The following is a 20819-nucleotide window of genomic DNA, read 5'->3' on the forward strand; positions in this document are numbered from 1 at the left end:
TCCTGAATGGAAAGATTCGGCGCACAGCATACGGCGAGATCAGGGCTTGCGAAACAGCTCGCGACTGACGAGAGGACGACCGCCCAGATGCACGGCCAAAGCTTGGCGCATCAAGCGCTTGGCGGCGGACAGCGCGCCCGGTGCCGACCAGTCGGCTTCGGCCATGGCCAGCAGTTCGGTGCCGTTGAACAGGCCGGGTTGCAGCAGATAGACCCGTTCGAGCCCGGCATCCACCTGCAAACGGTATAGGCCATCCGCAGCGATGGGTTCGTCGTTGATGTCGGTGTTCAGGGAGAAGCCGTAACCGAGGTCGTCGAGCAGCCGCCATTCGAAAGAACGCAGCAGCGGCTCCAGCGGCCGGCCTTCGGCCAATGCCAGCAAGGTCGCCGCGTAATGATCGAATACTGCCGGGTGTGGGTCTTCGGCGGGCAACAGGCGAATCAACAGTTCGTTGAGATACAGGCCGCTGAACAGCGCCTCGCCGACCATCCACGTGGCGTTGCCGACACTCTCCATGCGCCCCACGTTCTTCAACTCACCCTTGCCGCGAAACTCCACTTCCAGCGGCACGAACGGCCGCGCCAATGTCCCGGCCTTGCCCCGTGCACTGCGCAACACCGCCCGCAGCCGACCTTGTGGCGTGAGGAAGTCCACCAAGGCGCTGGTTTCGCGGTAGGCGCGGGAGTGGAGGACGTAGGCGGGTTGGGCGGGAGGCGGGCTTTGCGACATTGAGTTCTCGATGACGAAACGCAGTTTTACACACAAACCCAAAACTAATGTGGGAGCGAGCCTGCTCGCGATGAGGGTGTATCAGACAACAAGGATGTCGACTGAAATACCGCTATCGCGAGCAGGCTCGCTCCCACAGTGGGTATCGGTGTTCTCGGGATCAGCGCTTACAGGTCGCCGTAACCCAACGAACGCAGCGCACGCTCGTCGTCGGACCAGCCGCCCTTCACCTTGACCCACAGGTTGAGCATGATCTTGGAGTCGAACAGCAGCTCCATGTCCTTGCGCGCCTCGGTGCCGATGCGCTTGATGCGCTCGCCCTTGTCGCCAATGATGATTTTCTTCTGGCCGTCACGCTCGACGAGGATCAGCGCATGAATGTGCAGCGTCGCCCCCTGCTGCTTGAACTCTTCGATTTCCACGGTGATCTGGTACGGCAGCTCGGCGCCGAGCTGGCGCATGATTTTCTCGCGGACCAGTTCGGCGGCGAGGAAGCGGCTGCTGCGGTCGGTGATCTGGTCTTCCGGGAAGAAGTGATCGTTCTCCGGCAGATGGTCGGCGATGACCTTTTCCAGCGCGTCGAGGTTGTGCCCGTGTTGCGCCGAGATCGGAATGATCTGCGCATTCGGCAGCTGTTCCTGCAACCACGACAGGTGCGGCATCAGCTCGGCCTTGTCTTCGATGCGGTCGGTCTTGTTCAGTGCGACGATCAGCGGGCCGGTCACGTACTGCACGCGCTCGAGCACCATCTGGTCTTCGTCGGTCCACTTGGTGCGGTCAACGACGAAAATCACCACATCGACGTCTTTCAACGCGGCCGAAGCAGTCTTGTTCATGTAACGGTTCAGGGCCTTTTCGCCACCCTTGTGCATGCCGGGAGTGTCGACGTAGATCGCCTGCACGTCGCCTTCGGTCTTGATCCCGAGCATGTTGTGGCGAGTGGTCTGCGGCTTGCGCGAGGTGATCGCGAGCTTCTGGCCGAGGATGTGGTTCAGCAGCGTGGACTTGCCCACGTTGGGACGGCCGACGATGGCAACATAGCCACAGCGCGTTGCGTTTGTATCAGTCATTGCCATTCTCCACACCCAGGGCAATCAGTGCTGCGGCGGCCGCTACCTGTTCGGCAATACGACGGCTCACACCCTGACCCCGGCTTTTTTCATTCAATAGGACAACTTCGCACTCGACGAAGAAAGTACGGCAGTGCGGCTCGCCCTGGATATCCACCACTTCATAACGCGGCAATTCGCAGCCGCGCGATTGCAGGAATTCCTGCAGGCGGGTCTTCGGATCCTTGTTGGTGTCGACCAGCGTCAGGCCTTCGAACTCGCCGGCCAGCCAGGCCAGTACACGTTCGCGGGCGACTTCCATGCCGGCGTCGAGGTAGATCGCACCGATCAGCGCTTCAAGGGCGTCGGCCAGAATCGACTCGCGACGGAAACCGCCGCTCTTCAACTCGCCGGACCCCAGACGCAGGTAATCGCCCAGATCGAAACCGCGGGCCAGCACCGCCAGCGTCTCACCTTTCACCAGTCGTGCGCGCAAACGCGACAACTGGCCTTCGCGCGCCAGCGGGAAACGGTCGAACAAGGCTTCGCCGGCAACAAAATTGAGGATCGCATCGCCGAGGAATTCCAGACGCTCGTTGTTGCGTCCGGCAAAGCTGCGGTGCGTAAGGGCCAGGACCATCAGTTCCTGGTCTTTGAAGGTGTAACCGAGCTGACGCTCGAGACGGCTTAGAGAAACGCTCACGGTTTACCCACGCTGAGTTCGTGGCTGGATTCCACTGCCATCGCCGGGATACGGCGCAGGCCTGGGACAATTAACGCTGTGTTCAAAAATGACGTCCTGAATATCGTGGCTTCATGCCCCGGAGCCGGTTGTGCCGACGCCAGAAATGCATTCGGCGCTGTGGTCAACAGCGCCGTGTTTGTTTACTTGATCAGGCCGACCCGCGAGAAGTTCGGCAGGTGGCTGAGTTTCGGTTCCGGCCAGCTCATCCAGACCGCGAAGGCTTTGCCGACGATGTTCTGGTCGGGAACCATGCCCAGCAGATCCTTGGGAATGTTCGGATCATCCCAGTAGCGACTGTCGTTCGAATTGTCGCGGTTGTCGCCCATCATGAAGTAGTGACCGGCCGGCACGGTCCAGCTATGGTCCGGCGTGGCGCGGTAGCGGCTCATTTCCTTGCGGATCAGGTGCTCGGCGGCGCCGAGTTTTTCCTTGTAGAGTTCCGCGCTGCCCAACGTACCCGGCTCGGAGCCGACCAGTTGCTCGGCAATCGACTCGCCGTTGACGAACAGGCGCTTGTCGGCGGTGTACCGCACGGTATCGCCCGGCAGGCCGACCACGCGCTTGATGTAATTGACGTTCGGGTCGCTCGGGTAGCGGAACACCATCACATCGCCGCGCTGTGGGTCACCGACTTCGATGATCTTCTTGTCGATCACCGGCAAACGGATCCCGTAGGAAAACTTGTTCACCAGAATGAAGTCGCCGACGTCCAGGGTCGGTTTCATCGAGCCGGACGGAATCTGGAACGGTTCCACCAGGAACGAACGCAGCACCAGCACGATGAACAGCACCGGGAAGAACGACTTGCCATATTCGACCAGCAGCGGTTCCTTGTTCAGCTTCTCGACCACCACCACATCAGGCTGGCTGACGCTGCCCTGATAGGAGGCGATGGCGGCACGCCGACGCGGTGCCAGGATCAACAGATCGAGCAACGCCAACAGACCGCAGACGAACACGGCAATGACCAGCAACAGCGGGAAATTTAGTGACATAGGACCTGACTATTCCAACCTGAGCACGGCGAGGAAGGCTTCTTGCGGGATTTCCACGTTGCCGACCTGTTTCATGCGTTTCTTACCGGCCTTCTGCTTCTCAAGCAGTTTTTTCTTACGGCTGACGTCGCCGCCGTAGCACTTGGCCAATACGTTCTTTCTGAGTGCCTTGACGGTTGTCCGGGCGACGATCTGACCGCCAATGGCAGCCTGGATGGCCACGTCGAACATCTGACGAGGAATCAGCTCTTTCATCTTCTCGGTCAACTGGCGACCTTTGAAGTGCGAATTGTCACGGTGCACGATCAACGCCAGAGCGTCGACCTTGTCGCCGTTGATCAGCACGTCCAGTTTCACCAGATTAGCCGATTGGTAACGATCGAAATGGTAGTCCAGCGAAGCATAGCCGCGGCTGGTGGATTTCAGACGATCGAAGAAGTCCAGCACCACTTCGTTCATCGGCAGGTCGTAGGTCACTTGCACCTGATTGCCGAGGAACAACATGTCGACCTGCACACCGCGTTTCTCGATGCACAGAGTGATGACGTTGCCCAGATGCTCCTGCGGCACCAGAATGTTGGCGCGCACGATCGGCTCGCGCATGTCTTCGATCGACGAGACGTCCGGCAGCTTCGACGGGTTGTCGACGTAAATCGTTTCACCGGTTTTCAGCACCAGTTCGAAGATTACCGTCGGCGCCGTGGTGATCAGGTCCAGGTCGTACTCGCGCTCCAAGCGCTCCTGGATGATTTCCATGTGCAGCATGCCGAGGAAGCCGCAACGGAAGCCGAAGCCCAGCGCGTCGGAGCTTTCCGGCGTGTATTGCAGCGACGAGTCGTTCAGGGTCAGTTTCTGCAGCGCTTCGCGGAAGTCCTCGAAGTCGTCGGAACTGACCGGGAACAGACCGGCGTAAACCTGCGGCTGGATGCGTTTGAAACCTGGCAGCACCGGAACGTCCGGGGTGGAGCTCAGGGTCAGGGTGTCACCGACCGGCGCACCGTGAATGTCCTTGATGCTGGCGATGATGAAGCCCACTTCGCCGGCCTTCAGGTCAGCGGTGGCGGTGTGTTTCGGGTTGAACACACCCACGCTGTCGACCAGATGCACCTTGCCGGTGGACTTGACGAGAATCTTGTCGCCCTTCTTCACGCGGCCATGACGCACGCGCACCAGGGAGACAACGCCCAGGTAGTTGTCGAACCAGGAGTCGATGATCAACGCTTGCAGCGGATCTTCGATGTTGCCGGTCGGCGCAGGAATGGTGGCGACCAGACGCTCGAGCACTTCGTCGACACCCAGGCCGGTCTTGGCGCTGCAGGTGACGGCGTCGGTGGCGTCGATGCCGATGATCTTCTCGATCTCGTCCTTGACGCGTTCGGGCTCGGCCTGTGGCAGGTCGATCTTGTTCAGGACCGGCATGACCTCGAGGCCCTGCTCGATGGCGGTGTAGCAGTTGGCCACGGACTGGGCTTCCACGCCCTGCCCCGCATCGACCACCAGCAGCGCACCTTCACAGGCCGCCAGGGAACGGCTGACTTCGTAGGTGAAGTCGACGTGGCCCGGGGTGTCAATGAAGTTCAGCTGATAGGTGACGCCGTCTTTGGCCTTGTAATAGAGGGTAACGCTGTGGGCCTTGATGGTGATCCCGCGTTCGCGCTCCAGATCCATGGAATCCAGTACCTGGGCTTCCATTTCACGCTCGGCCAGGCCACCGCACATCTGGATGAAACGGTCAGCCAGCGTCGACTTGCCATGGTCAATGTGGGCGATGATGGAGAAATTGCGGATATGACTCAAATCACTCACGGATCAACACTCAAAAAGGCTGCAGGCTTGGCCCGCCGAAAAATAGCCGGGAATTGTACCTGATACACGGCGCAAGCGTCACGTTCGCCTGTCACCCGGATTGCATGCAAAAACGCCCCGGTCTGGCGACCGAGGCGTTTTCAAGGCTAAAGCGTGGGTGAAACCTTGTTCATCAACCGGCTCGGCGCAACAGCCAGACACCTGCCAGCGCACACACGCCAGCCGGCACCAGCACCGCGAACAGCGGCGAGAAGCCGAACACCAGACTGGACGGGCCCAGCAGATCCTGAACGATGCGGAAGGTGAAGCCCACCAGCACACCGGTGAACACCCGCTGACCGAGGGTCACCGAACGCAGCGGACCGAAGATGAAGGAGATTGCCATCAGCACCAGCGCGGCGGTCACCAGCGGCTGCAACACCTTGACCCAAAATGCCAGCCAGTAACGACCGTTGCTCAAGCCCTGATCAGCCAAATAGTGGATGTAACCCCACAGACCGGTAATCGAAAGCGATTCCGGCGCCATCACCACGGTGCTCAGCAGTTGCGGGCTCAGGGAAACGTCCCAGCGCTCGACCGGCGTATTGACCACTTCGGTGCTGCGCTCGTGGAATTTGGTGGTGGTCACGTCGGTGAGCTGCCAGTGATCGGTGTCGAACTCGGCGCGCTTGGCGAAGCTCGAGCTGAGCAGATGACGCTCCTTGTCGAAGTGATAGCGGGTCACGCCGTACAGACGACCGTTGGGTTGCACGGAGTTGATGTGAATGAATTCGTCACCCTGGCGGTGCCACATGCCGTGCTTGGCGCTTTGCGCGTCGCCGCTACCTTGCGCCAGCGAACGGTTGGCCTGGGCCATGCTTTCGGTGGCCGGCGCCACGTATTCGCCGATCAGCACACCGGCCAGCATCAGCACCAGCATCGGCTTCATCACCGCCCAGACGATACGCCCGATGGACACACCGGCGGCGCGCATGACGGTCAGCTCGCTGCTGCTCGCCAGACTGCCGAGACCGATCAGGCAGCCGATCAGCGCCGCCATCGGCAGCATGTCGTAGAGCCGACGCGGCGCGGTCAGGAGCACGAAGCTCAGAACGTCGACCAGGGTGTAGGTGTCACTGACGTCGCCCATCTCGTCGATGAAGGCGAACAAGGTGGCCAGGCCGAGAATGATCGCCAGCACTGCGATGATCGCCATGAACACGCTGCTGCCGATATAGCGGTCGAGTTTAACCACGGGCCACCTCCAGCGCTGCGCTGCGACGGCTGGCCAGCTTCAGGCGCAAAGGCTCCCAGTACAGCAGACCGAGACCGATGACCAGGAAGATCGCATGCACCCACCACAAGCCGAGCGCCGGTGGAATCTTGCCTTTCTCGAGGGCGCCGCGGGCGGCAATCAGGATGGTCAGGTAAGCCATATAAAGAAGAATCGCCGGCAGCAGCTTGAGGAAACGCCCCTGACGCGGGTTGACCCGCGACAGCGGCACCGCCATCAGGGTCACGATGAACACCAGCAACGGCAGCGACAGACGCCATTGCAGTTCGGTTTTCGAGCGAATGTCGTCGCTGCCCAGCAGGGACGAAGTCGGCATGGCGTCACGGTCGGTGACTTCCTCGCTGACATCCGGCTTGGGCAGCAGTACGCCGTAGGTTTCGTAGTGGATGGCGCGGTAGTTGGCCTGACCCGGGCTGCCGTCGTAGCGGTAGCCATTGTCGAGGATCAAGTAGCGGTTGCCGTCGGGACGCACTTCCTGACGACCTTTCTCCGCCACCAGCACGGAAATCCCGCGATCTTTCTGGTTGGCGCCGAGGTTCTTCTGCGAAATGAACACGCTGCCAAGGTTGACCCGATCGTCGCTCAGGGTTTCGGTGTAGGTCACCCGCGTACCGTCGCGCAGGGCCTGGAAGCGGCCTGGCTCGAGGGTGTCGAATTCGGTCAGGGCGTCCTGCTTGTTCAGCAGCAGCTGGAACTGGTTGGCGCCTTGCGGGGCCAGGCTCAGGCTCAGCCACGCAACCACCAGTGCCACCAGGGTGGCCGGGAACAGGGTCATGCGAAACAGCCGTTGCTGACTCATGCCGGTGGCCGAGAGCACGGTCATTTCGCTTTCCAGATACAGCCGGCCGTAGGCCAGCAGAATCCCGAGGAACAACCCCAGCGGCAGGATCAATTGCATGAAGCCCGGCAGACGGTAGCCCATGATCAGGAACAGCGATCCCGGATCGAGCTGGCCCGCGGCGGCCTGGGCAAGGTATTTGATGAAGCGACCGCTCATGATGATGACCAGCAGCACGGCACTTACCGCACTCAGGGTCAACAGGACTTCGCGGGACAGATAACGGAAGACGATCAAACCAGACACTCCAGGGTTGTCAGGCTAAGGCGGCCAAACAAGCAAACGTATCGACGGGCCCGCAAGGCAGAGCCGTCAAAAAAGATGCGGCATTATCCTGTGATTGAGGGCGCCTGTCACTGCGCACACTCACGCAAGCATGCAATCCGTTGAAGATCGTACAACCGAGGGTTGTCAGGCGCGGTGAGCGAGGTTCAAACTGCCGCCTCTGTCGCAGGCACTGGCCTGCGCCTCTTCTCTCTATAAGCAGGCGACGGCGGACACGTCGAACGCCTGCGTGTTGACCATTCATTCAGGGATCCGGACATGGAACTGGTTGTAAAAAGCGTTAGCCCAGAAACGTTGAAAACCGCCACCCTGGTGGTTGCCGTCGGCGAAGGCCGCAAACTCGGCGTTGCCGCCAAACAGGTCGACGAACTGAGCGGCGGCGCCATCAGCGCCGTGCTCAAGCGTGGCGACCTGGCCGGCAAGGTCGGCCAGAGCCTGTTGCTGCACAGCCTGCCGAACCTGAAAGCCGAACGCGTGCTGCTGGTCGGCGTGGGCAAGGATGAAGAACTGGGCGACCGTCCGTTCCGCAAGATCGTCGCCGGCATCCTCAACACGCTTAAAGGCCTGGGTGGCAGCGACGCCGTGCTGGCGCTCGATGAAATCATCATCAAGAACCGCGACAGCTACGGCAAGACCCGTCTGCTGGCCGAAACCCTGGTCGATGGCGAATACACCTTCGACCAGTTCAAGAGCCAGAAAGCCGAACCGCGCGCCCTGAAAAAAATCACCCTGCTGACCATCAAGGCCGCTCAGGCCGAAGTGCAACGCGCCGTGAACCACGCCACCGCGATCGCCAACGGCATGGCGTTCACCCGTAACCTGGGCAACCTGCCGCCGAACATCTGCCACCCGACTTTCCTGGGCGAACAGGCCAAAAACCTCGGTAAAGAGTTCAAGGATCTGAAAGTCGAAGTCCTCGACGAGAAGAAGATCAAATCCCTGGGCATGGGTTCGTTCTACGCCGTCGGCCAGGGCAGCGCCCAGCCGCCGCGCCTGATCGTCATGCAATACAACGGCGGCAAGAAATCCGAGAAGCCGTACGCACTGGTCGGTAAAGGCATCACTTTCGATACTGGCGGTATCAGCCTGAAACCGGGCGCCGGCATGGACGAGATGAAGTACGACATGGGTGGTGCCGCCAGCGTGTTCGGTACCCTTCGCGCCGTGCTGGAACTGAAACTGCCGATCAACCTGGTGTGCATCCTGGCTTGCGCCGAGAACATGCCGAGCGGCACCGCTTCGCGCCCGGGCGACATCGTCACCACCATGAGCGGCCAGACCGTGGAAATCCTCAACACCGACGCCGAAGGCCGTCTGGTGCTGTGCGATGCACTGACCTACTCCGAGCGCTTCAAGCCGCAAGCGGTGATCGACATCGCCACCCTGACCGGTGCCTGCGTCGTTGCTCTGGGCGCCCATACGTCGGGCCTGCTGGGCAACAACGACGAGCTGATCGAGCAATTGCTGAGCGCCGGCAAGGCTGCCGACGACCGCGCCTGGCAACTGCCGCTGTTCGATGAGTACCAGGAGCAACTGGACAGCCCGTTCGCCGACATCGCCAACATCGGCGGTCCGAAAGCCGGCACCATCACCGCCGCCTGCTTCCTGTCGCGCTTCACCAAGAACCTGAACTGGGCGCACCTGGATATCGCGGGCACCGCGTGGACCAGTGGCGGCAAGGACAAGGGCGCCACTGGCCGTCCGGTTCCCCTGCTGACCCAGTACCTGCTGGACCGCGCCAAAGCCTGAAACCGATGACTGCGAGCGGCGCCTCTCTTGAGGGGCGCCGCTTGCAGCTCAGGAACCGCAATGACCAAAGTCGACTTTTATATCCTGCCCAGCGCCGATCCTTCGGCTCGCCTGGATTTTGCCTGCAAGCTCACCGATAAAGCCTGGCGCATGGGCCATCGCATCTATCTGCATTGCAGCGATGCCGCCCAGCGTGATGATCTCGATGCGCGACTGTGGGCATTCAAGGGCGAAACCTTCGTGCCTCATGGCCCGGCCGACAGCGAACCGGAAGGACTGATCGTGCTGGGACTGGGCGATGACTGCGGCCAGCACACAGACTTACTGGTCAACCTTGACCTGAAAGTCCCGGTTTTCGCCAATAAATTCGCCCGCGTTGCCGAGGTGGTGGTGGAAGATCCGGCGATCCGCACTGCGGCGCGGGAGAGTTTCCGTTTCTACCGCGAACAGGGCTATCCTCTGCAAGACCACCGTTTACAGCGACTCTGAGTACGCCGATGGACACTCCAAAACCGCTGCAAAAACCCGCGCACCTGCTGGACGACCTCGAGTCGATCCGCCAGTTGCTCGGCGATGACAACCTGCAACCGCCGCTTTTGACCGACACGGTCGATGATGGCGAACAGGAACAGATTCCGATGTTGTTCGATTCGGTCGACAACACACCGCAAGCCGTCGAAGCTGCACCCGCGCCAACGCCTGCTCCGCAATCTGCCGCTGCGCCTGTGGAGAAAGGCCCCGACGCTATCCTGCACCTGGACAGCGAACTGCGCGCCGCTGCGCAACTGATCATGCAGGACGTGATCGACGACTTCGCTCCGCACATCGAAACCGAAATCAAACGTCGCCTCGAGGCGCGGATGGAACGGCTTCTCGCCGCAGCTTCGAGCGGCAAGCTTTAAGCGGCGAGCAAAAGCCGCATACCTTCTGAAATCCACAGCTGCCTGAGTCCGCAGACAATAGCTTGCGGCTCGCAGCTTGTAGCCTGCCGCTGCCCCCCCAGCTATACTTCCCGGCTTTTCCTGAATAAATGCCAATAGGGTCCCGCCGCGCATGGATAAGACCTACCAGCCGCACGCCATTGAAACTTCCTGGTACAACACCTGGGAGTCCGAGAACTACTTCGCCCCGCAAGGCGCGGGCGACTCCTACACCATCATGATTCCGCCGCCGAACGTCACCGGCAGCCTGCACATGGGTCACGGTTTCAACAACGCGATCATGGACGCCCTGATCCGTTTCCGCCGCATGCAGGGTCGCAACACCCTGTGGCAGCCGGGCACCGACCACGCCGGTATCGCCACGCAGATGCTGGTGGAGCGTCAACTCGAAGCCCAGGGCCAGAATCGCCACGATCTGGGCCGCGAAAAATTCCTCGAGAAAGTCTGGGAATGGAAGGATCAGTCCGGCGGCAACATCAGCCGTCAGATCCGCCGTCTCGGCTCGTCCGTGGACTGGAGCCGCGAGCGCTTCACCATGGACGACGGCCTCTCGGAAGCCGTTAAAGAAGCCTTCGTGCGCCTGCACGAAGACGGTCTGATCTATCGCGGCAAGCGTCTGGTCAACTGGGACACCAAACTGCACACGGCGATTTCCGACCTCGAAGTGGAAAACCACGACGAGAAAGGTTTCCTGTGGAATCTGAAATACCCGCTGGCCGACGGCGCGAAAACCGCTGAAGGCAACGATTTCCTGATCGTCGCGACCACCCGTCCGGAAACCATGCTCGGCGACTCCGCCGTCGCGGTGAACCCGAACGACGAGCGCTACAAAGCCCTGATCGGCAAATTTGTCGAGCTGCCGCTGGTCGGCCGCCGCATTCCGATCATCGCCGACGATTACTGCGATCCTGAATTCGGCACCGGTTGCGTGAAAATCACCCCGGCCCACGATTTCAACGACTACGAAGTCGGCAAGCGCCACAACCTGCCGCTGCTGAACATCTTCGACAAGAACGCCAACGTGCTGCCGGCAGCGCAGGTGTTCAACCTCGACGGCACGCTGAACGACAGCATCGACGGCAAGATCCCGGCCGAATACGCCGGTCTCGAGCGTTTCGAAGCGCGCAAGCAGATCGTTGCCGCGTTCGACGCCGCCGGCCTGCTGGTCAGCGTCGACGACCACAATCTTAAAGTGCCGAAAGGCGACCGCTCCGGCACCGTCATCGAGCCGTGGCTGACCGATCAGTGGTACGTGTCCACCAAGCCGCTGGCCGAGCCTGCGATTGCTGCCGTTGAAGACGGTCGCATCCAGTTCGTGCCGAAGCAGTACGAAAACATGTACTTCTCGTGGATGCGCGACATCCAGGACTGGTGCATCAGCCGTCAGCTGTGGTGGGGCCACCGGATTCCGGCCTGGTACGACGAGTCGGGCAAGGTCTACGTCGGTCGCGACGAAGCCGAAGTGCGCGCCAAGCACAACCTCGGCCCGGACGTTGCGCTGCAACAGGACAACGACGTTCTCGACACCTGGTTCAGTTCGGGCCTGTGGACCTTCTCCACCCTGGGCTGGCCGGAAAAGACCGAGTTCCTGAAGAAATTCCACTCCACCGACGTGCTGGTTACCGGTTTCGACATCATTTTCTTCTGGGTTGCCCGGATGATCATGCTGACGATGCACCTGATCAAGAACGAGGACGGCACGCCGCAGGTTCCGTTCAAGACCGTTTACGTGCACGGTCTGGTGCGTGATGGCCAGGGCCAGAAGATGTCCAAGTCCAAGGGCAACGTCCTGGACCCGCTGGACATCATCGACGGTATCGAGCTCGAAACCCTGGTGCAGAAACGCACTTCCGGTCTGATGCAGCCAAAACTGGCGAAGAAGATCGAGAAGCAGACCCGTGACGAATTCGCCGACGGCATCGCCAGCTACGGCACCGACGCCCTGCGCTTCACCTTCTGCTCGCTGGCGTCCACCGGTCGCGACATCAAGTTCGACATGGGCCGCGTCGAAGGCTATCGCAACTTCTGCAACAAAATCTGGAACGCCGCGCGTTATGTTCTGGACAAGGGCGAAGACTGCGGCCAGAACGGCGAAGCCTACGAGCTGTCGCTGGCGGATCGCTGGATCATCTCGCAACTGCAACGCACCGAAGCCGAAGTGACCCGTCAACTGGATCAGTTCCGTTTCGACCTGGCGGCGCAAGCGCTGTACGAGTTCATCTGGAACCAGTACTGCGACTGGTATCTGGAACTGTCCAAACCCGTGCTGTGGGACGAAAACGCACCGATCGAGCGCCAGCGCGGCACCCGTCGCACACTGGTTCGGGTACTGGAAGTGGCGCTGCGCCTGGCGCATCCGTTCATGCCGTTCATCACTGAAGAAATCTGGCAGCGCATCGCGCCGCTGGCCGGCATTCAGGGCAAGACGATCATGCTGCAACCTTGGCCGGTGGCCAACGAAGAGCGTATCGATCCGGCGGCCGAAGACGACATCGAATGGCTCAAGGGTCTGATGCTCGGCACGCGCAACATCCGTGGCGAAATGAACATCGGCCCGGGCAAGCCACTGCCGATCTACCTGAAGAACGTCAGCGCTGAAGACCAGCGTCGCCTGACCGAAAACGAAGCGCTGCTGAAGAAGCTGGCGCGTCTGGAATCGATCACCGTTCTCGCCGCTGGTGAAGAAGCACCGTTGTCCGCCACTGCGCTGGTCGGCGAGATGGAAGTGCTGGTGCCGATGGCCGGTCTGATCGACAAGGGCGCCGAGCTGGCGCGCCTGGACAAGGAAATCCTGCGTCTGCAGGGCGAAGTCCAGCGGGTCGGCGGCAAGCTGTCCAACGCCGGTTTCGTTGACAAGGCCCCGGCCGAAGTCATCGAGAAGGAGCGCGCCAAACTGGCCGAGGCTGAACAGGCCTTGGGCAAACTGGCCGAGCAGCACGCGCGGATTGCCAGCCTGTAACGGCGTATCGCACTGAAAAGGGAGGCCCGCAACGGCCTCCCTTTTTTGTGCCCGGCACTTTTCCGGCCAACAACACGGCTCCCTGTGGGACAATGGCCGCCACTTTCAGCCCTACCCGAATCGACCACGCCCATGAACGCCCCACGTACACCGAAACCTGCGCGCAAGAAGCCTGACTCCGCCACCCCGGCCAAGCCCGTGGCGCCGCGTAAAGAGGCCAGCCTGCATCCGCGCAATCGCCATCAGGGTCGTTACGACTTCCCGGCGCTGATCAAGACCACGCCGGAACTGGCGAAGTTCGTGATCACCAACCCGTACGGCAAGGAAAGCATCGACTTCGCCAGTCCCGATGCAGTGCGTGTGTTCAACCGGGCGCTGCTCAAGTCGTTCTACGGCATCCAGCATTGGGACATCCCGGCCGATTATCTGTGCCCACCGGTGCCGGGCCGTGCAGACTACATCCACTTCCTGGCTGACCTGCTGGCCAGCAACAACGACGGCGTGGTTCCGCGCGGCGCCATCGTCAACGTGCTGGATATCGGCATGGGCGCCAACTGCGTGTATCCGCTGATCGGCAACAGCGAATATCGCTGGCACTTCCTCGGCTCGGAGATCGATCCGACCGCCGTGGCCGCCGCCAGGGCCATCGTCCAGTCCAACGACCTGAACAAGGTCATCCAGCTGCGCCAGCAGGAGAACCGCAAGCACATCCTCATCGGCCTGCTGGAACCCGGCGAGCGCTTTGACCTGACCATGTGCAACCCGCCGTTCCATGCCTCGATGGAAGAGGCCACCAAGGGCAGCGAGCGTAAATGGCGAGCCCTGGGCAAGGCCGACCCGAAACGCAAACTGCCGGTGCTGAATTTCGGCGGTCAGTCGGCCGAGCTGTGGTGTGAAGGCGGCGAAGCGCGTTTCGTGACGCAACTGATCGCCGAAAGCGCGAACTTTGCGCACAAGGTGTTGTGGTTCAGCACCCTGGTCTCGAAAGCCTCGAACCTGCCTGCCATCGAAACCGCACTGAAGAAGGCCGGCGCGCTGGAAAGCCAGGTGGTGGAGATGTCACAGGGGCAAAAGCAGAGCCGCTTCGTCGCCTGGACCTTCCAGACCAAGTCCGAGCAGCAGATCTGGCGGCGCGAACGCTGGGTGCGCACGTAATACGTTTCAGCTGGGGCGGCGCTAATTCGCAAAGCAGCCGCTGCTACTGCTGAAACACAATCGGCAGGCACAAAAAAACCGTGCCCGGATCACTCCGGTGCACGGTTTTCTTTTATCGCTGCGTCTTACTTGTTCACAGCGTCGGTCAGGCCTTTGGCCACAACCAGCTTGATCACTTTCTTGGCAGGGATTTCGATGGCAGCGCCAGTCGATGGGTTACGGCCAGTGCGGGCAGGACGCTCGGTCACTTTCAGCTTGCCGATACCTGGCAAAGTGATTTCGGCACCGTTTTCCAGCTGATCGGCAACGATTTGGCCCAGTTGGTCCAGAGCGGCACGCGCGGTGGTTTTCGGCGCGTCGATAGCTTCAGCGATGTCGGCGATCAGTTGGTCTTTAGTAAGAGCCATGTAGTGTTCCTTCCCTATCAAATTCATATGGATTGCAGAGTGCAGTGTCAGCCATCGAGCCCGATCTTCTGGATCTGGCACCCTCGGCGATAACCACGACGAGTCGGGGTTATAGATGCCGAAATCAAGGTTTGGTTCGACCTGACAAAAGCTGAATGCATGCTTGTCGCGGTGACTTCGCACAAGACCGGGCAAAACTAGCACAGAGACAAGGAAATATCCGCCTCCAGCTAGCCAAATGGTCAGGTTTATTGCGCTAAATCGGTAAATAAATGCATAAGGGCGGTCGGCTGACCCGGATTTGCCCTTCACCCCGCGCCAAATCCAGTGGTTGCGGTACACTGGGCGCTTTTTCGGGGGAGCCCGCCCTCCTCCCTTCCACCAGCCGAGAAGCCTATGCCGATCCGTCATTGCATCGTCCATTTGATCGACAAAAAACCCGACGGCACACCCGCAGTTCTGCACGCCCGTGACTCCGAACTGGCTGAGTCCGCAGCCATCGAGAACATGCTCGCCGATCTCAACGAGAGCTATAACGCCAAACAGGGCAAAGCCTGGGGGCTGTTCCATCCGGAGTCCGGTGCGTTTCCGTTCAGCGGCTGGCTGAAGGAATACATGGAAGGCGGCAAGGACTTCACTGCGTTCAGCAAGGTCGCGGTCGAGCACCTGCAAAAGCTGATGGAAGAATCGAACCTGTCGGTCGGCGGCCACGTGCTGTTCGCCCACTATCAGCAAGGCATGACCGATTACCTGGCCATCGCCCTGCTGCACCACAGCGAAGGCGTGGCGGTGACCGATGAACTGGATGTGACGCCGTCGCGCCACCTCGATCTCGGTCAACTGCACCTGGCAGCGCGGATCAACGTTTCCGAGTGGCAGAACAACAAGCAGTCCAAGCAGTACATCTCGTTCATCAAGGGCAAGAACGGCAAAAAGGTCTCGGAGTACTTCCGCGACTTCATTGGCTGCCAGGAAGGCGTCGACGGCCCCGGAGAGACCCGCACCCTGCTCAAGGCCTTCAGCGACTTCGTCGAGAGCGAAGACCTGCCGGAAGATTCCGCCCGCGAGAAGACCAAGACCCTGGTCGACTACGCCAGCAGCCAGGCCAAGCTCGGCGAGCCAATGGGCCTGGAAGAACTCTCGGAGTTGATCGACGAAGAACGCCCGAAAGCCTTTTACGATCACATCCGCAACAAGGATTACGGCCTCTCGCCGGAGATCCCGGCGGATAAGCGCACCCTCAACCAGTTCCGCCGCTTCACCGGTCGCGCCGAAGGCCTGTCGATCAGCTTCGAAGCGCACCTGCTGGGCTCGAAAATCGAGTACGACGAAGAAGCCGGGACCCTGGTCATCAAAGGTCTGCCGACCTCGCTGACCGATCAGCTCAAGCGCCGCAACTGATGCTCGGCAATGTGCTGAAAAAGGTTCTGCTGGTTCTGCTGGTGGTTGTGGTCTATCAGAACTGGGGCAAGATCGAGCGGGTGTTCAACCCGTCGCAGATGTCGTCCGAGCAGGTTCGCGCCAACGCCCATGTCGTGCTGTACGCCACGGACTGGTGCGGCTACTGCAAGCAGACCAAGCGCTTTCTCGACCAGAAAGGCATTGCGTTCAAGGAATTCGATATCGAGAAGGATACCGAGGCACGCAAGGCGTACGAAGCGCTGGGCGGGCGCGGGATCCCGCTGATCGACGTCAATGGCACGTTGATTCGCGGGTTCGATCCGGACGAGATTCTCGCTGCACTGAAATGAACGAGGGAGCCCAAGAGCTCCCTCATTTGTTTCAGCGTTTCTCGATTCGGAAACCGAAACGCGGGAAGTGCACATGCACCACCCCGCCACGTTCGTCTTCACGGCGCAGGATCAGCTCCTCTCGACCGGCAAACACCAGCTCACCGGCCACCGGATCAACGCCGTAGTCTGTCGCGGCGATCAGCACCTGCTGACCTGCCACGAACCCGTTCGGATCAGTGAATTCCTCGTCCGGCAACGCCGCTGGCTTCGAACTGCGCGCGATCTCCAGTGCTTCCTCCGAGCTCATCTCGCTGGCCGCGCCATGGCCAAAACCGAGCACACGCCCCAGCCACGCCGACACTGCCGGATAAGCATCCACCAAGGGCGCCGTCACGTGCGTGGCCTTGAGAAACCACAGCGGATGGGCCATGGCGAAGTCGGCAATCGACGGTTCACCGAACAGGAAGTCACCGTCTTCACGCTGCAACTGCTGCTCCAGACGTGCCATGACAGTCGGCCAGTTGTGTTTGGCCTGCTCGGCCGACAGCCTGGTCGCGCTGCCACCACTGAACAGCCCGGCCCGATCGGCGAGGAAGGCCTTGATCGCTTCCGGCGGCAACTTGCCGAAACGCACCGCCACCGATTCCGGCTGGAACACCAGGCTCACCGCATGCTGGAACACCACCGAATCGGCCCAGGCGGCAAAACTGGCGGCGATCATCTCCTGACCTTCCGGGAAGAACGACGGCTGGGCCTTTTCCTGCTCGAGGCGGCGGGCGATCAACGCGGTGTCGCAGTAGATATCGGCGCCGATCTGCAGCACCGGGGTCTTGCGGTAGCCACCGGTCAGGGCAGTCAGGTCCGGCTTCGGCATCACCGGCGAGATGTGCACCGAACGCCAGGACAAGCCCTTGAAACCCAACAGCAGCCGGGCCTTTTCGGCAAATGGAGAGGTCGGGTAATGATGCAGAATCAACTCGGACATGCTCGGCTCCGCCGCACAGAAAGTGAGCCCGCAGCTTAGCGCGCAATTCGTTCGCAGCCTACGGATCCGGCTGATGGGAACTGATCAGTCAGGTTGATAATGGGCGCAAAGGCGAATAGTCTTCAGCCACGCCAGTGTATTCAGTGAGATGCACCAAGCGCGGCCGCAAACCGATGCTTGCCGAAAAAACCGCCCCGCAAAGGCGGTTTTTTTTCGCCTGCCGCTTGCCTGAGGCAGCGCCTTCGACATGCAGGGACTTCTACCGCCTGCCCCCGATCAATCAGGCCGATAAGACGCCACCAGACATTCCTTCGCACTCTTCCTGAGCTTCTTGATCAACCGCTCCTGACGCAACGCATCACCCTTGTCGCGACAACGCTCGGTGTAGACCAGCGCCATCGCCGGGCTTGAGAGAAAGAACCGCGCGCCCTTGCCGCTCTGGTGCTTGGCAAAACGGCGCACGGGATCATCGCTGATCCCGCAGTACAGCGAACCGTTGGCGGCGCGTACGAGGTAGACGAACCAGGCCTTGTTCACTGGAACGTCGGCATCGGGAGGATTTTCGCTGAGGCTGATCACGGGACAATTCAGGCGTAAGGAAAACAGGCGGCGATCTTATCAGCGACTCGCCTGAAATGCCTTCAGCCCTTTCAGCGCCTGGGCGCGGACGGCGTTGCGCACCAGTGGCGTCCAGCCAAGCAGCAGGCCCTTGAAGCCCAGCGCCTGACGCGACCAGCGCCACAGGTCGAATTGGTCGTGGTGTTCACAGATCTTGCCGTCACGGAAGACGAAGCGTGCCTGGATGTCGTTGATCACGACGTTGCCGGTCTGGCTGAACAGGTAGGTCGCCACCCAGTGGGCGCCGCCGCTGCGTTCGTCGGCGCGGACGTTGTCGAAGGTCAGGGAGAAGTCCTTGGCGCGGGTGGTGAGCATGCGCCACATGTCGCCGGCATCGCGCCCGCGCAGTTCGCCGAAGGCCGGATCGCTGAACACTACGTCGTCGGTGTAGCAGGCGGCCATGGCCTCGGCGTCGAGGCGCTGGAAAGCCTGGTAGAAACGGGTGATCAGGACGCTGTGGGCTTCTTCACTCATGGGCAATCTCCAGGAAATGTACAGATTGCCAGCACGATAATCCGCAACCGCGCGAAACACTATCGGCATTCGCATTCCGAATACCGACAATGTGTGCGCGTCAGACCTTTTCGCTTGTCACCTGCACGTACAGCGCGCGACCGGCACCGAGGCCGGCGAGGATTGCCCCGGCACCGATGATGCCGAAGATCCAGCCCACGGCGTTCCAGCCGCCGGTCCAGTCGTGCACCACGCCGACCGCGAACGGCCCCATGGACGCGAGGGTGTAGCCAAAGCCCTGGGACATGCTCGACAGGTTCGCCGCCACGTGGGAATCCCGCGAGCGCAGCACGATCAGGGTCAGCGCCAGGCTGAACGTACCGCCCTGCCCCAGGCCCAGCAGGATCGCCCAGCCCCACAGGCCTTCGATCGGCGCGTAGAGGCAACCGAACAGGCCGCCGAGGGTCAGCGCCATTACTACCACGATCGCCAGGCGCTGATCCTTGCCCCGGGTGGCCAGCCACGGTGCCGCCAGGGAGCTGGCGAGCTGGATGATCACCGAGCCGGACAGCACCAGACCGGCCTGGGTTGGCGTCAGCCCGCGACCGATAAGGATCGACGGCAACCAGCCGAACACGATGTAGGCCAGCGACGATTGCAGGCCCATGTACAAGGTCACCTGCCAGGCCAGCGGATCCCGCAGCAGACCGCGTACCCGGTAGGCAACGTTGTGCGCACCGTGCTTCTGGCCGATTTGCGGCAGCCAGAACACTGCCGCGAGCAGTGCCGGAATCACCCAGAAGCCCAGGCCCATGGCCCAACTATGGTTGAAGTGCTCACTCAGTGGCACGGTAGACCCCGCCGCCATCGCCGCACCCAGGCACAGGGCCATGGTGTAGACACCGGTCATGGTGCCGGCATGTTTGGCGAAGTCGCGTTTGACGATGCCCGGCAGCAACACGCCGATGATGCCGATGCTCGCGCCACCCAGCACGCTGCCGGCGAACAGACCGATCTCACCGAAATTGCTGCGCAGGATAATGCCGCCGGCCAGTGTCAAAAGAATCCCCAAGACCACCCGCTCGGCACCGAAACGCCGCGCGAGTATCGGGGCCAGCGGGGCGAACAGACCGAGGCAGAGCACCGGCAACGTCGTCAACAAACCCGCTTGAGCGGCGGACAAACCGAGGCTTTTCGACACCTCACTGAGCAGCGGCGCCATGCTCGACAGCGCCGGACGCAGGTTCAACGCCACCAGAATCAACCCCAGCAGCAACAGCCACGGGCGCCGCACCAGCGGATGGCTTTGCTGCACCTGCTCGTCATCGGCTTCGGCGTCGATCAACAACTCTTCGAGCTCGGCCTTGCGAACGGCAGCCGGGGAGACTTCTGGACGGGACATGGTTTTCTCGGTTTCAAGGTTCATTGATCAACTGCCTCGACAGGGCTTTGGCCCGCTCCGGGTCGCGTTGCTCGACGGCCTCCAGCAAGGCGACGTGCAAATCGAAGACTTCCTGTCGCCGGGGGACGATGTTCAGGGTCTGGCGCAATTGCGCGCCGACGATGCTGGAAAAATAGCGATACAACTCGCTGAGGGTCGGGTTGTGCGCGGCGTCCACCAGACGGCGGTGAAACACCAGATCGCAGCGGATGTAACTGTCGAGGTCGCCGTGATAGTGACTGCCGGCGTGCCCCAGTGCCTCGCGCAGAGCCACAAGGTCGTCGTCGGTCCGACGCAAGGCCGCCAGGCCGATGGCCTCGACTTCAAGGATGTGCCGGGTTTCCCGGGCCTGATCCAGCGAGCATCTGGACAGTGCCTTGAGCGTGTCCATCGGATCAACCACCGCCCGCAGGTAACTGCCGTCACCCTGACGGATTTCGATCAATCCGGAAAACGCCAGCACCCGCATCGCCTCGCGCACGGTGTTGCGGCTGATGCCGAGTTCGGCGCACAGCTCGGGCTCGGTTGGCAGACGCTGACCGACCTGCCACGTGCCGTCGGTGATGCGTTGGCGCAACTGATCCAAGGCCTGATCGACCAGGGATCGCTTAATAAGTGGAGAAATGTCTGACATAGGATTCGCCCTTTCATCCAATCA

The 20819-nt window shown here is 61.2% G+C and carries 20 protein-coding genes; 7 read left to right on the forward strand and 13 right to left on the reverse strand.

The window, feature by feature from the left end:
- Positions 1 to 39: 39 nt before the first annotated feature.
- The 7 genes from recO to lptF all read right to left on the reverse strand — a co-directional run bounded on the left by recO (position 40) and on the right by lptF (position 7672).
- On the reverse strand, positions 40 to 729 hold the full coding sequence (gene recO / locus BMZ46_RS06740) for a DNA repair protein RecO (RefSeq protein ID WP_039769514.1): 690 nt from the start codon (positions 727 to 729) through the stop codon (positions 40 to 42).
- Between the two features lie 167 nt (positions 730 to 896).
- Positions 897 to 1799, reverse strand: coding sequence for a GTPase Era (gene era, locus BMZ46_RS06745; protein WP_007957369.1), 903 nt, complete (start codon positions 1797 to 1799; stop codon positions 897 to 899).
- Entirely contained in the window at positions 1792 to 2481 is a 690-nt protein-coding gene (rnc, locus tag BMZ46_RS06750) for a ribonuclease III (protein ID WP_011332589.1), read from the reverse strand. Before rnc ends, era begins: the two co-directional genes overlap by 8 nt.
- A 182-nt stretch (positions 2482 to 2663) precedes the next feature.
- Positions 2664 to 3518, reverse strand: a complete 855-nt coding sequence (gene lepB, locus BMZ46_RS06755) for a signal peptidase I (RefSeq protein ID WP_074691207.1) — start codon at positions 3516 to 3518, stop codon at positions 2664 to 2666.
- Between the two features lie 9 nt (positions 3519 to 3527).
- Entirely contained in the window at positions 3528 to 5324 is a 1797-nt protein-coding gene (gene lepA, locus BMZ46_RS06760) for a translation elongation factor 4 (RefSeq protein ID WP_074691205.1), read from the reverse strand.
- A gap of 172 nt (positions 5325 to 5496) precedes the next feature.
- A complete protein-coding gene (lptG, locus tag BMZ46_RS06765; RefSeq protein ID WP_074691203.1) occupies positions 5497 to 6558 on the reverse strand; it encodes an LPS export ABC transporter permease LptG in 1062 nt (353 codons plus the stop codon).
- Entirely contained in the window at positions 6551 to 7672 is a 1122-nt protein-coding gene (lptF, locus tag BMZ46_RS06770) for an LPS export ABC transporter permease LptF (protein WP_039769504.1), read from the reverse strand. Before lptF ends, lptG begins: the two co-directional genes overlap by 8 nt.
- Positions 7673 to 7978: 306 nt before the next feature.
- Here lptF and BMZ46_RS06775 point away from each other — a divergent pair, with 306 nt between their 5' ends.
- The 5 genes from BMZ46_RS06775 (at position 7979) to rlmF (ending at position 14524) form a co-directional block, all read left to right on the forward strand.
- The gene (locus BMZ46_RS06775; protein WP_039769503.1) at positions 7979 to 9469 is read left to right on the forward strand and encodes a leucyl aminopeptidase; all 1491 of its coding nucleotides are present in this window, start codon (positions 7979 to 7981) and stop codon (positions 9467 to 9469) included.
- Positions 9470 to 9529: 60 nt separating this feature from the next.
- Entirely contained in the window at positions 9530 to 9958 is a 429-nt protein-coding gene (locus BMZ46_RS06780) for a DNA polymerase III subunit chi (protein WP_074691201.1), read from the forward strand.
- Between the two features lie 8 nt (positions 9959 to 9966).
- Entirely contained in the window at positions 9967 to 10371 is a 405-nt protein-coding gene (locus BMZ46_RS06785) for a hypothetical protein (protein ID WP_039769501.1), read from the forward strand.
- 151 nt (positions 10372 to 10522) lie between these two features.
- Positions 10523 to 13369 (forward strand): valine--tRNA ligase, encoded by a 2847-nt coding sequence (locus BMZ46_RS06790; protein ID WP_039769500.1) that lies wholly within the window; start codon positions 10523 to 10525, stop codon positions 13367 to 13369.
- 132 nt (positions 13370 to 13501) lie between these two features.
- Entirely contained in the window at positions 13502 to 14524 is a 1023-nt protein-coding gene (gene rlmF / locus BMZ46_RS06795; protein ID WP_074691199.1) for a 23S rRNA (adenine(1618)-N(6))-methyltransferase RlmF, read from the forward strand.
- A gap of 125 nt (positions 14525 to 14649) precedes the next feature.
- Here rlmF and BMZ46_RS06800 read toward each other — a convergent pair whose 3' ends face one another.
- Positions 14650 to 14931: an HU family DNA-binding protein gene (locus BMZ46_RS06800; RefSeq protein WP_007957357.1), complete on the reverse strand. Its 282-nt coding sequence runs from the start codon at positions 14929 to 14931 to the stop codon at positions 14650 to 14652.
- A gap of 396 nt (positions 14932 to 15327) precedes the next feature.
- Between BMZ46_RS06800 and yejK the strand changes: the two genes are divergently transcribed.
- Together yejK and BMZ46_RS06810 are read left to right on the forward strand one after the other, a co-directional pair.
- Positions 15328 to 16332, forward strand: a complete 1005-nt coding sequence (gene yejK / locus BMZ46_RS06805) for a nucleoid-associated protein YejK (protein WP_039769496.1) — start codon at positions 15328 to 15330, stop codon at positions 16330 to 16332.
- On the forward strand, positions 16332 to 16682 hold the full coding sequence (locus tag BMZ46_RS06810; RefSeq protein ID WP_039769495.1) for a glutaredoxin family protein: 351 nt from the start codon (positions 16332 to 16334) through the stop codon (positions 16680 to 16682). The genes yejK and BMZ46_RS06810 overlap by 1 nt, the downstream gene beginning before the upstream one ends.
- Before the next feature lie 31 nt (positions 16683 to 16713).
- Here the strand turns inward: BMZ46_RS06810 and BMZ46_RS06815 are convergent, their stop codons facing one another.
- The 5 genes from BMZ46_RS06815 to BMZ46_RS06835 form a co-directional block, all read right to left on the reverse strand.
- The gene (locus tag BMZ46_RS06815; protein WP_039769493.1) at positions 16714 to 17649 is read right to left on the reverse strand and encodes a glutathione S-transferase family protein; all 936 of its coding nucleotides are present in this window, start codon (positions 17647 to 17649) and stop codon (positions 16714 to 16716) included.
- Positions 17650 to 17925: 276 nt separating this feature from the next.
- On the reverse strand, positions 17926 to 18228 hold the full coding sequence (locus BMZ46_RS06820; protein WP_039769491.1) for a GIY-YIG nuclease family protein: 303 nt from the start codon (positions 18226 to 18228) through the stop codon (positions 17926 to 17928).
- A gap of 39 nt (positions 18229 to 18267) precedes the next feature.
- Complete coding sequence (locus BMZ46_RS06825) at positions 18268 to 18741, reverse strand: nuclear transport factor 2 family protein (protein WP_074691197.1); 474 nt, start codon at positions 18739 to 18741, stop codon at positions 18268 to 18270.
- A 100-nt stretch (positions 18742 to 18841) separates the two neighbouring features.
- Entirely contained in the window at positions 18842 to 20146 is a 1305-nt protein-coding gene (locus BMZ46_RS06830; RefSeq protein WP_074691195.1) for a CynX/NimT family MFS transporter, read from the reverse strand.
- Positions 20136 to 20795 (reverse strand): FadR/GntR family transcriptional regulator, encoded by a 660-nt coding sequence (locus tag BMZ46_RS06835; RefSeq protein WP_074691193.1) that lies wholly within the window; start codon positions 20793 to 20795, stop codon positions 20136 to 20138. The genes BMZ46_RS06830 and BMZ46_RS06835 overlap by 11 nt, the downstream gene beginning before the upstream one ends.
- Between the last annotated feature and the right edge of the window lie 24 nt (positions 20796 to 20819).

Origin of the sequence: Pseudomonas sp. NFIX49, assembly GCF_900115915.1 — a bacterium.
Lineage (GTDB): Bacteria > Pseudomonadota > Gammaproteobacteria > Pseudomonadales > Pseudomonadaceae > Aquipseudomonas > Aquipseudomonas pharyngis.

Coding starts and splice junctions, on each gene's coding strand:
- recO (WP_039769514.1), bottom strand. CDS start 729: ATGTCGCAAAGCCCGCCTCCCGCCCAACCCGCCTACGTCCTCCACTCC.
- era (WP_007957369.1), bottom strand. CDS start 1,799: ATGACTGATACAAACGCAACGCGCTGTGGCTATGTTGCCATCGTCGGC.
- lepB (WP_074691207.1), bottom strand. CDS start 3,518: ATGTCACTAAATTTCCCGCTGTTGCTGGTCATTGCCGTGTTCGTCTGC.
- BMZ46_RS06775 (WP_039769503.1), top strand. CDS start 7,979: ATGGAACTGGTTGTAAAAAGCGTTAGCCCAGAAACGTTGAAAACCGCC.
- BMZ46_RS06780 (WP_074691201.1), top strand. CDS start 9,530: ATGACCAAAGTCGACTTTTATATCCTGCCCAGCGCCGATCCTTCGGCT.
- BMZ46_RS06785 (WP_039769501.1), top strand. CDS start 9,967: ATGGACACTCCAAAACCGCTGCAAAAACCCGCGCACCTGCTGGACGAC.
- BMZ46_RS06790 (WP_039769500.1), top strand. CDS start 10,523: ATGGATAAGACCTACCAGCCGCACGCCATTGAAACTTCCTGGTACAAC.
- rlmF (WP_074691199.1), top strand. CDS start 13,502: ATGAACGCCCCACGTACACCGAAACCTGCGCGCAAGAAGCCTGACTCC.
- BMZ46_RS06800 (WP_007957357.1), bottom strand. CDS start 14,931: ATGGCTCTTACTAAAGACCAACTGATCGCCGACATCGCTGAAGCTATC.
- yejK (WP_039769496.1), top strand. CDS start 15,328: ATGCCGATCCGTCATTGCATCGTCCATTTGATCGACAAAAAACCCGAC.
- BMZ46_RS06810 (WP_039769495.1), top strand. CDS start 16,332: ATGCTCGGCAATGTGCTGAAAAAGGTTCTGCTGGTTCTGCTGGTGGTT.
- BMZ46_RS06815 (WP_039769493.1), bottom strand. CDS start 17,649: ATGTCCGAGTTGATTCTGCATCATTACCCGACCTCTCCATTTGCCGAA.
- BMZ46_RS06825 (WP_074691197.1), bottom strand. CDS start 18,741: ATGAGTGAAGAAGCCCACAGCGTCCTGATCACCCGTTTCTACCAGGCT.
- BMZ46_RS06830 (WP_074691195.1), bottom strand. CDS start 20,146: ATGAACCTTGAAACCGAGAAAACCATGTCCCGTCCAGAAGTCTCCCCG.
- BMZ46_RS06835 (WP_074691193.1), bottom strand. CDS start 20,795: ATGTCAGACATTTCTCCACTTATTAAGCGATCCCTGGTCGATCAGGCC.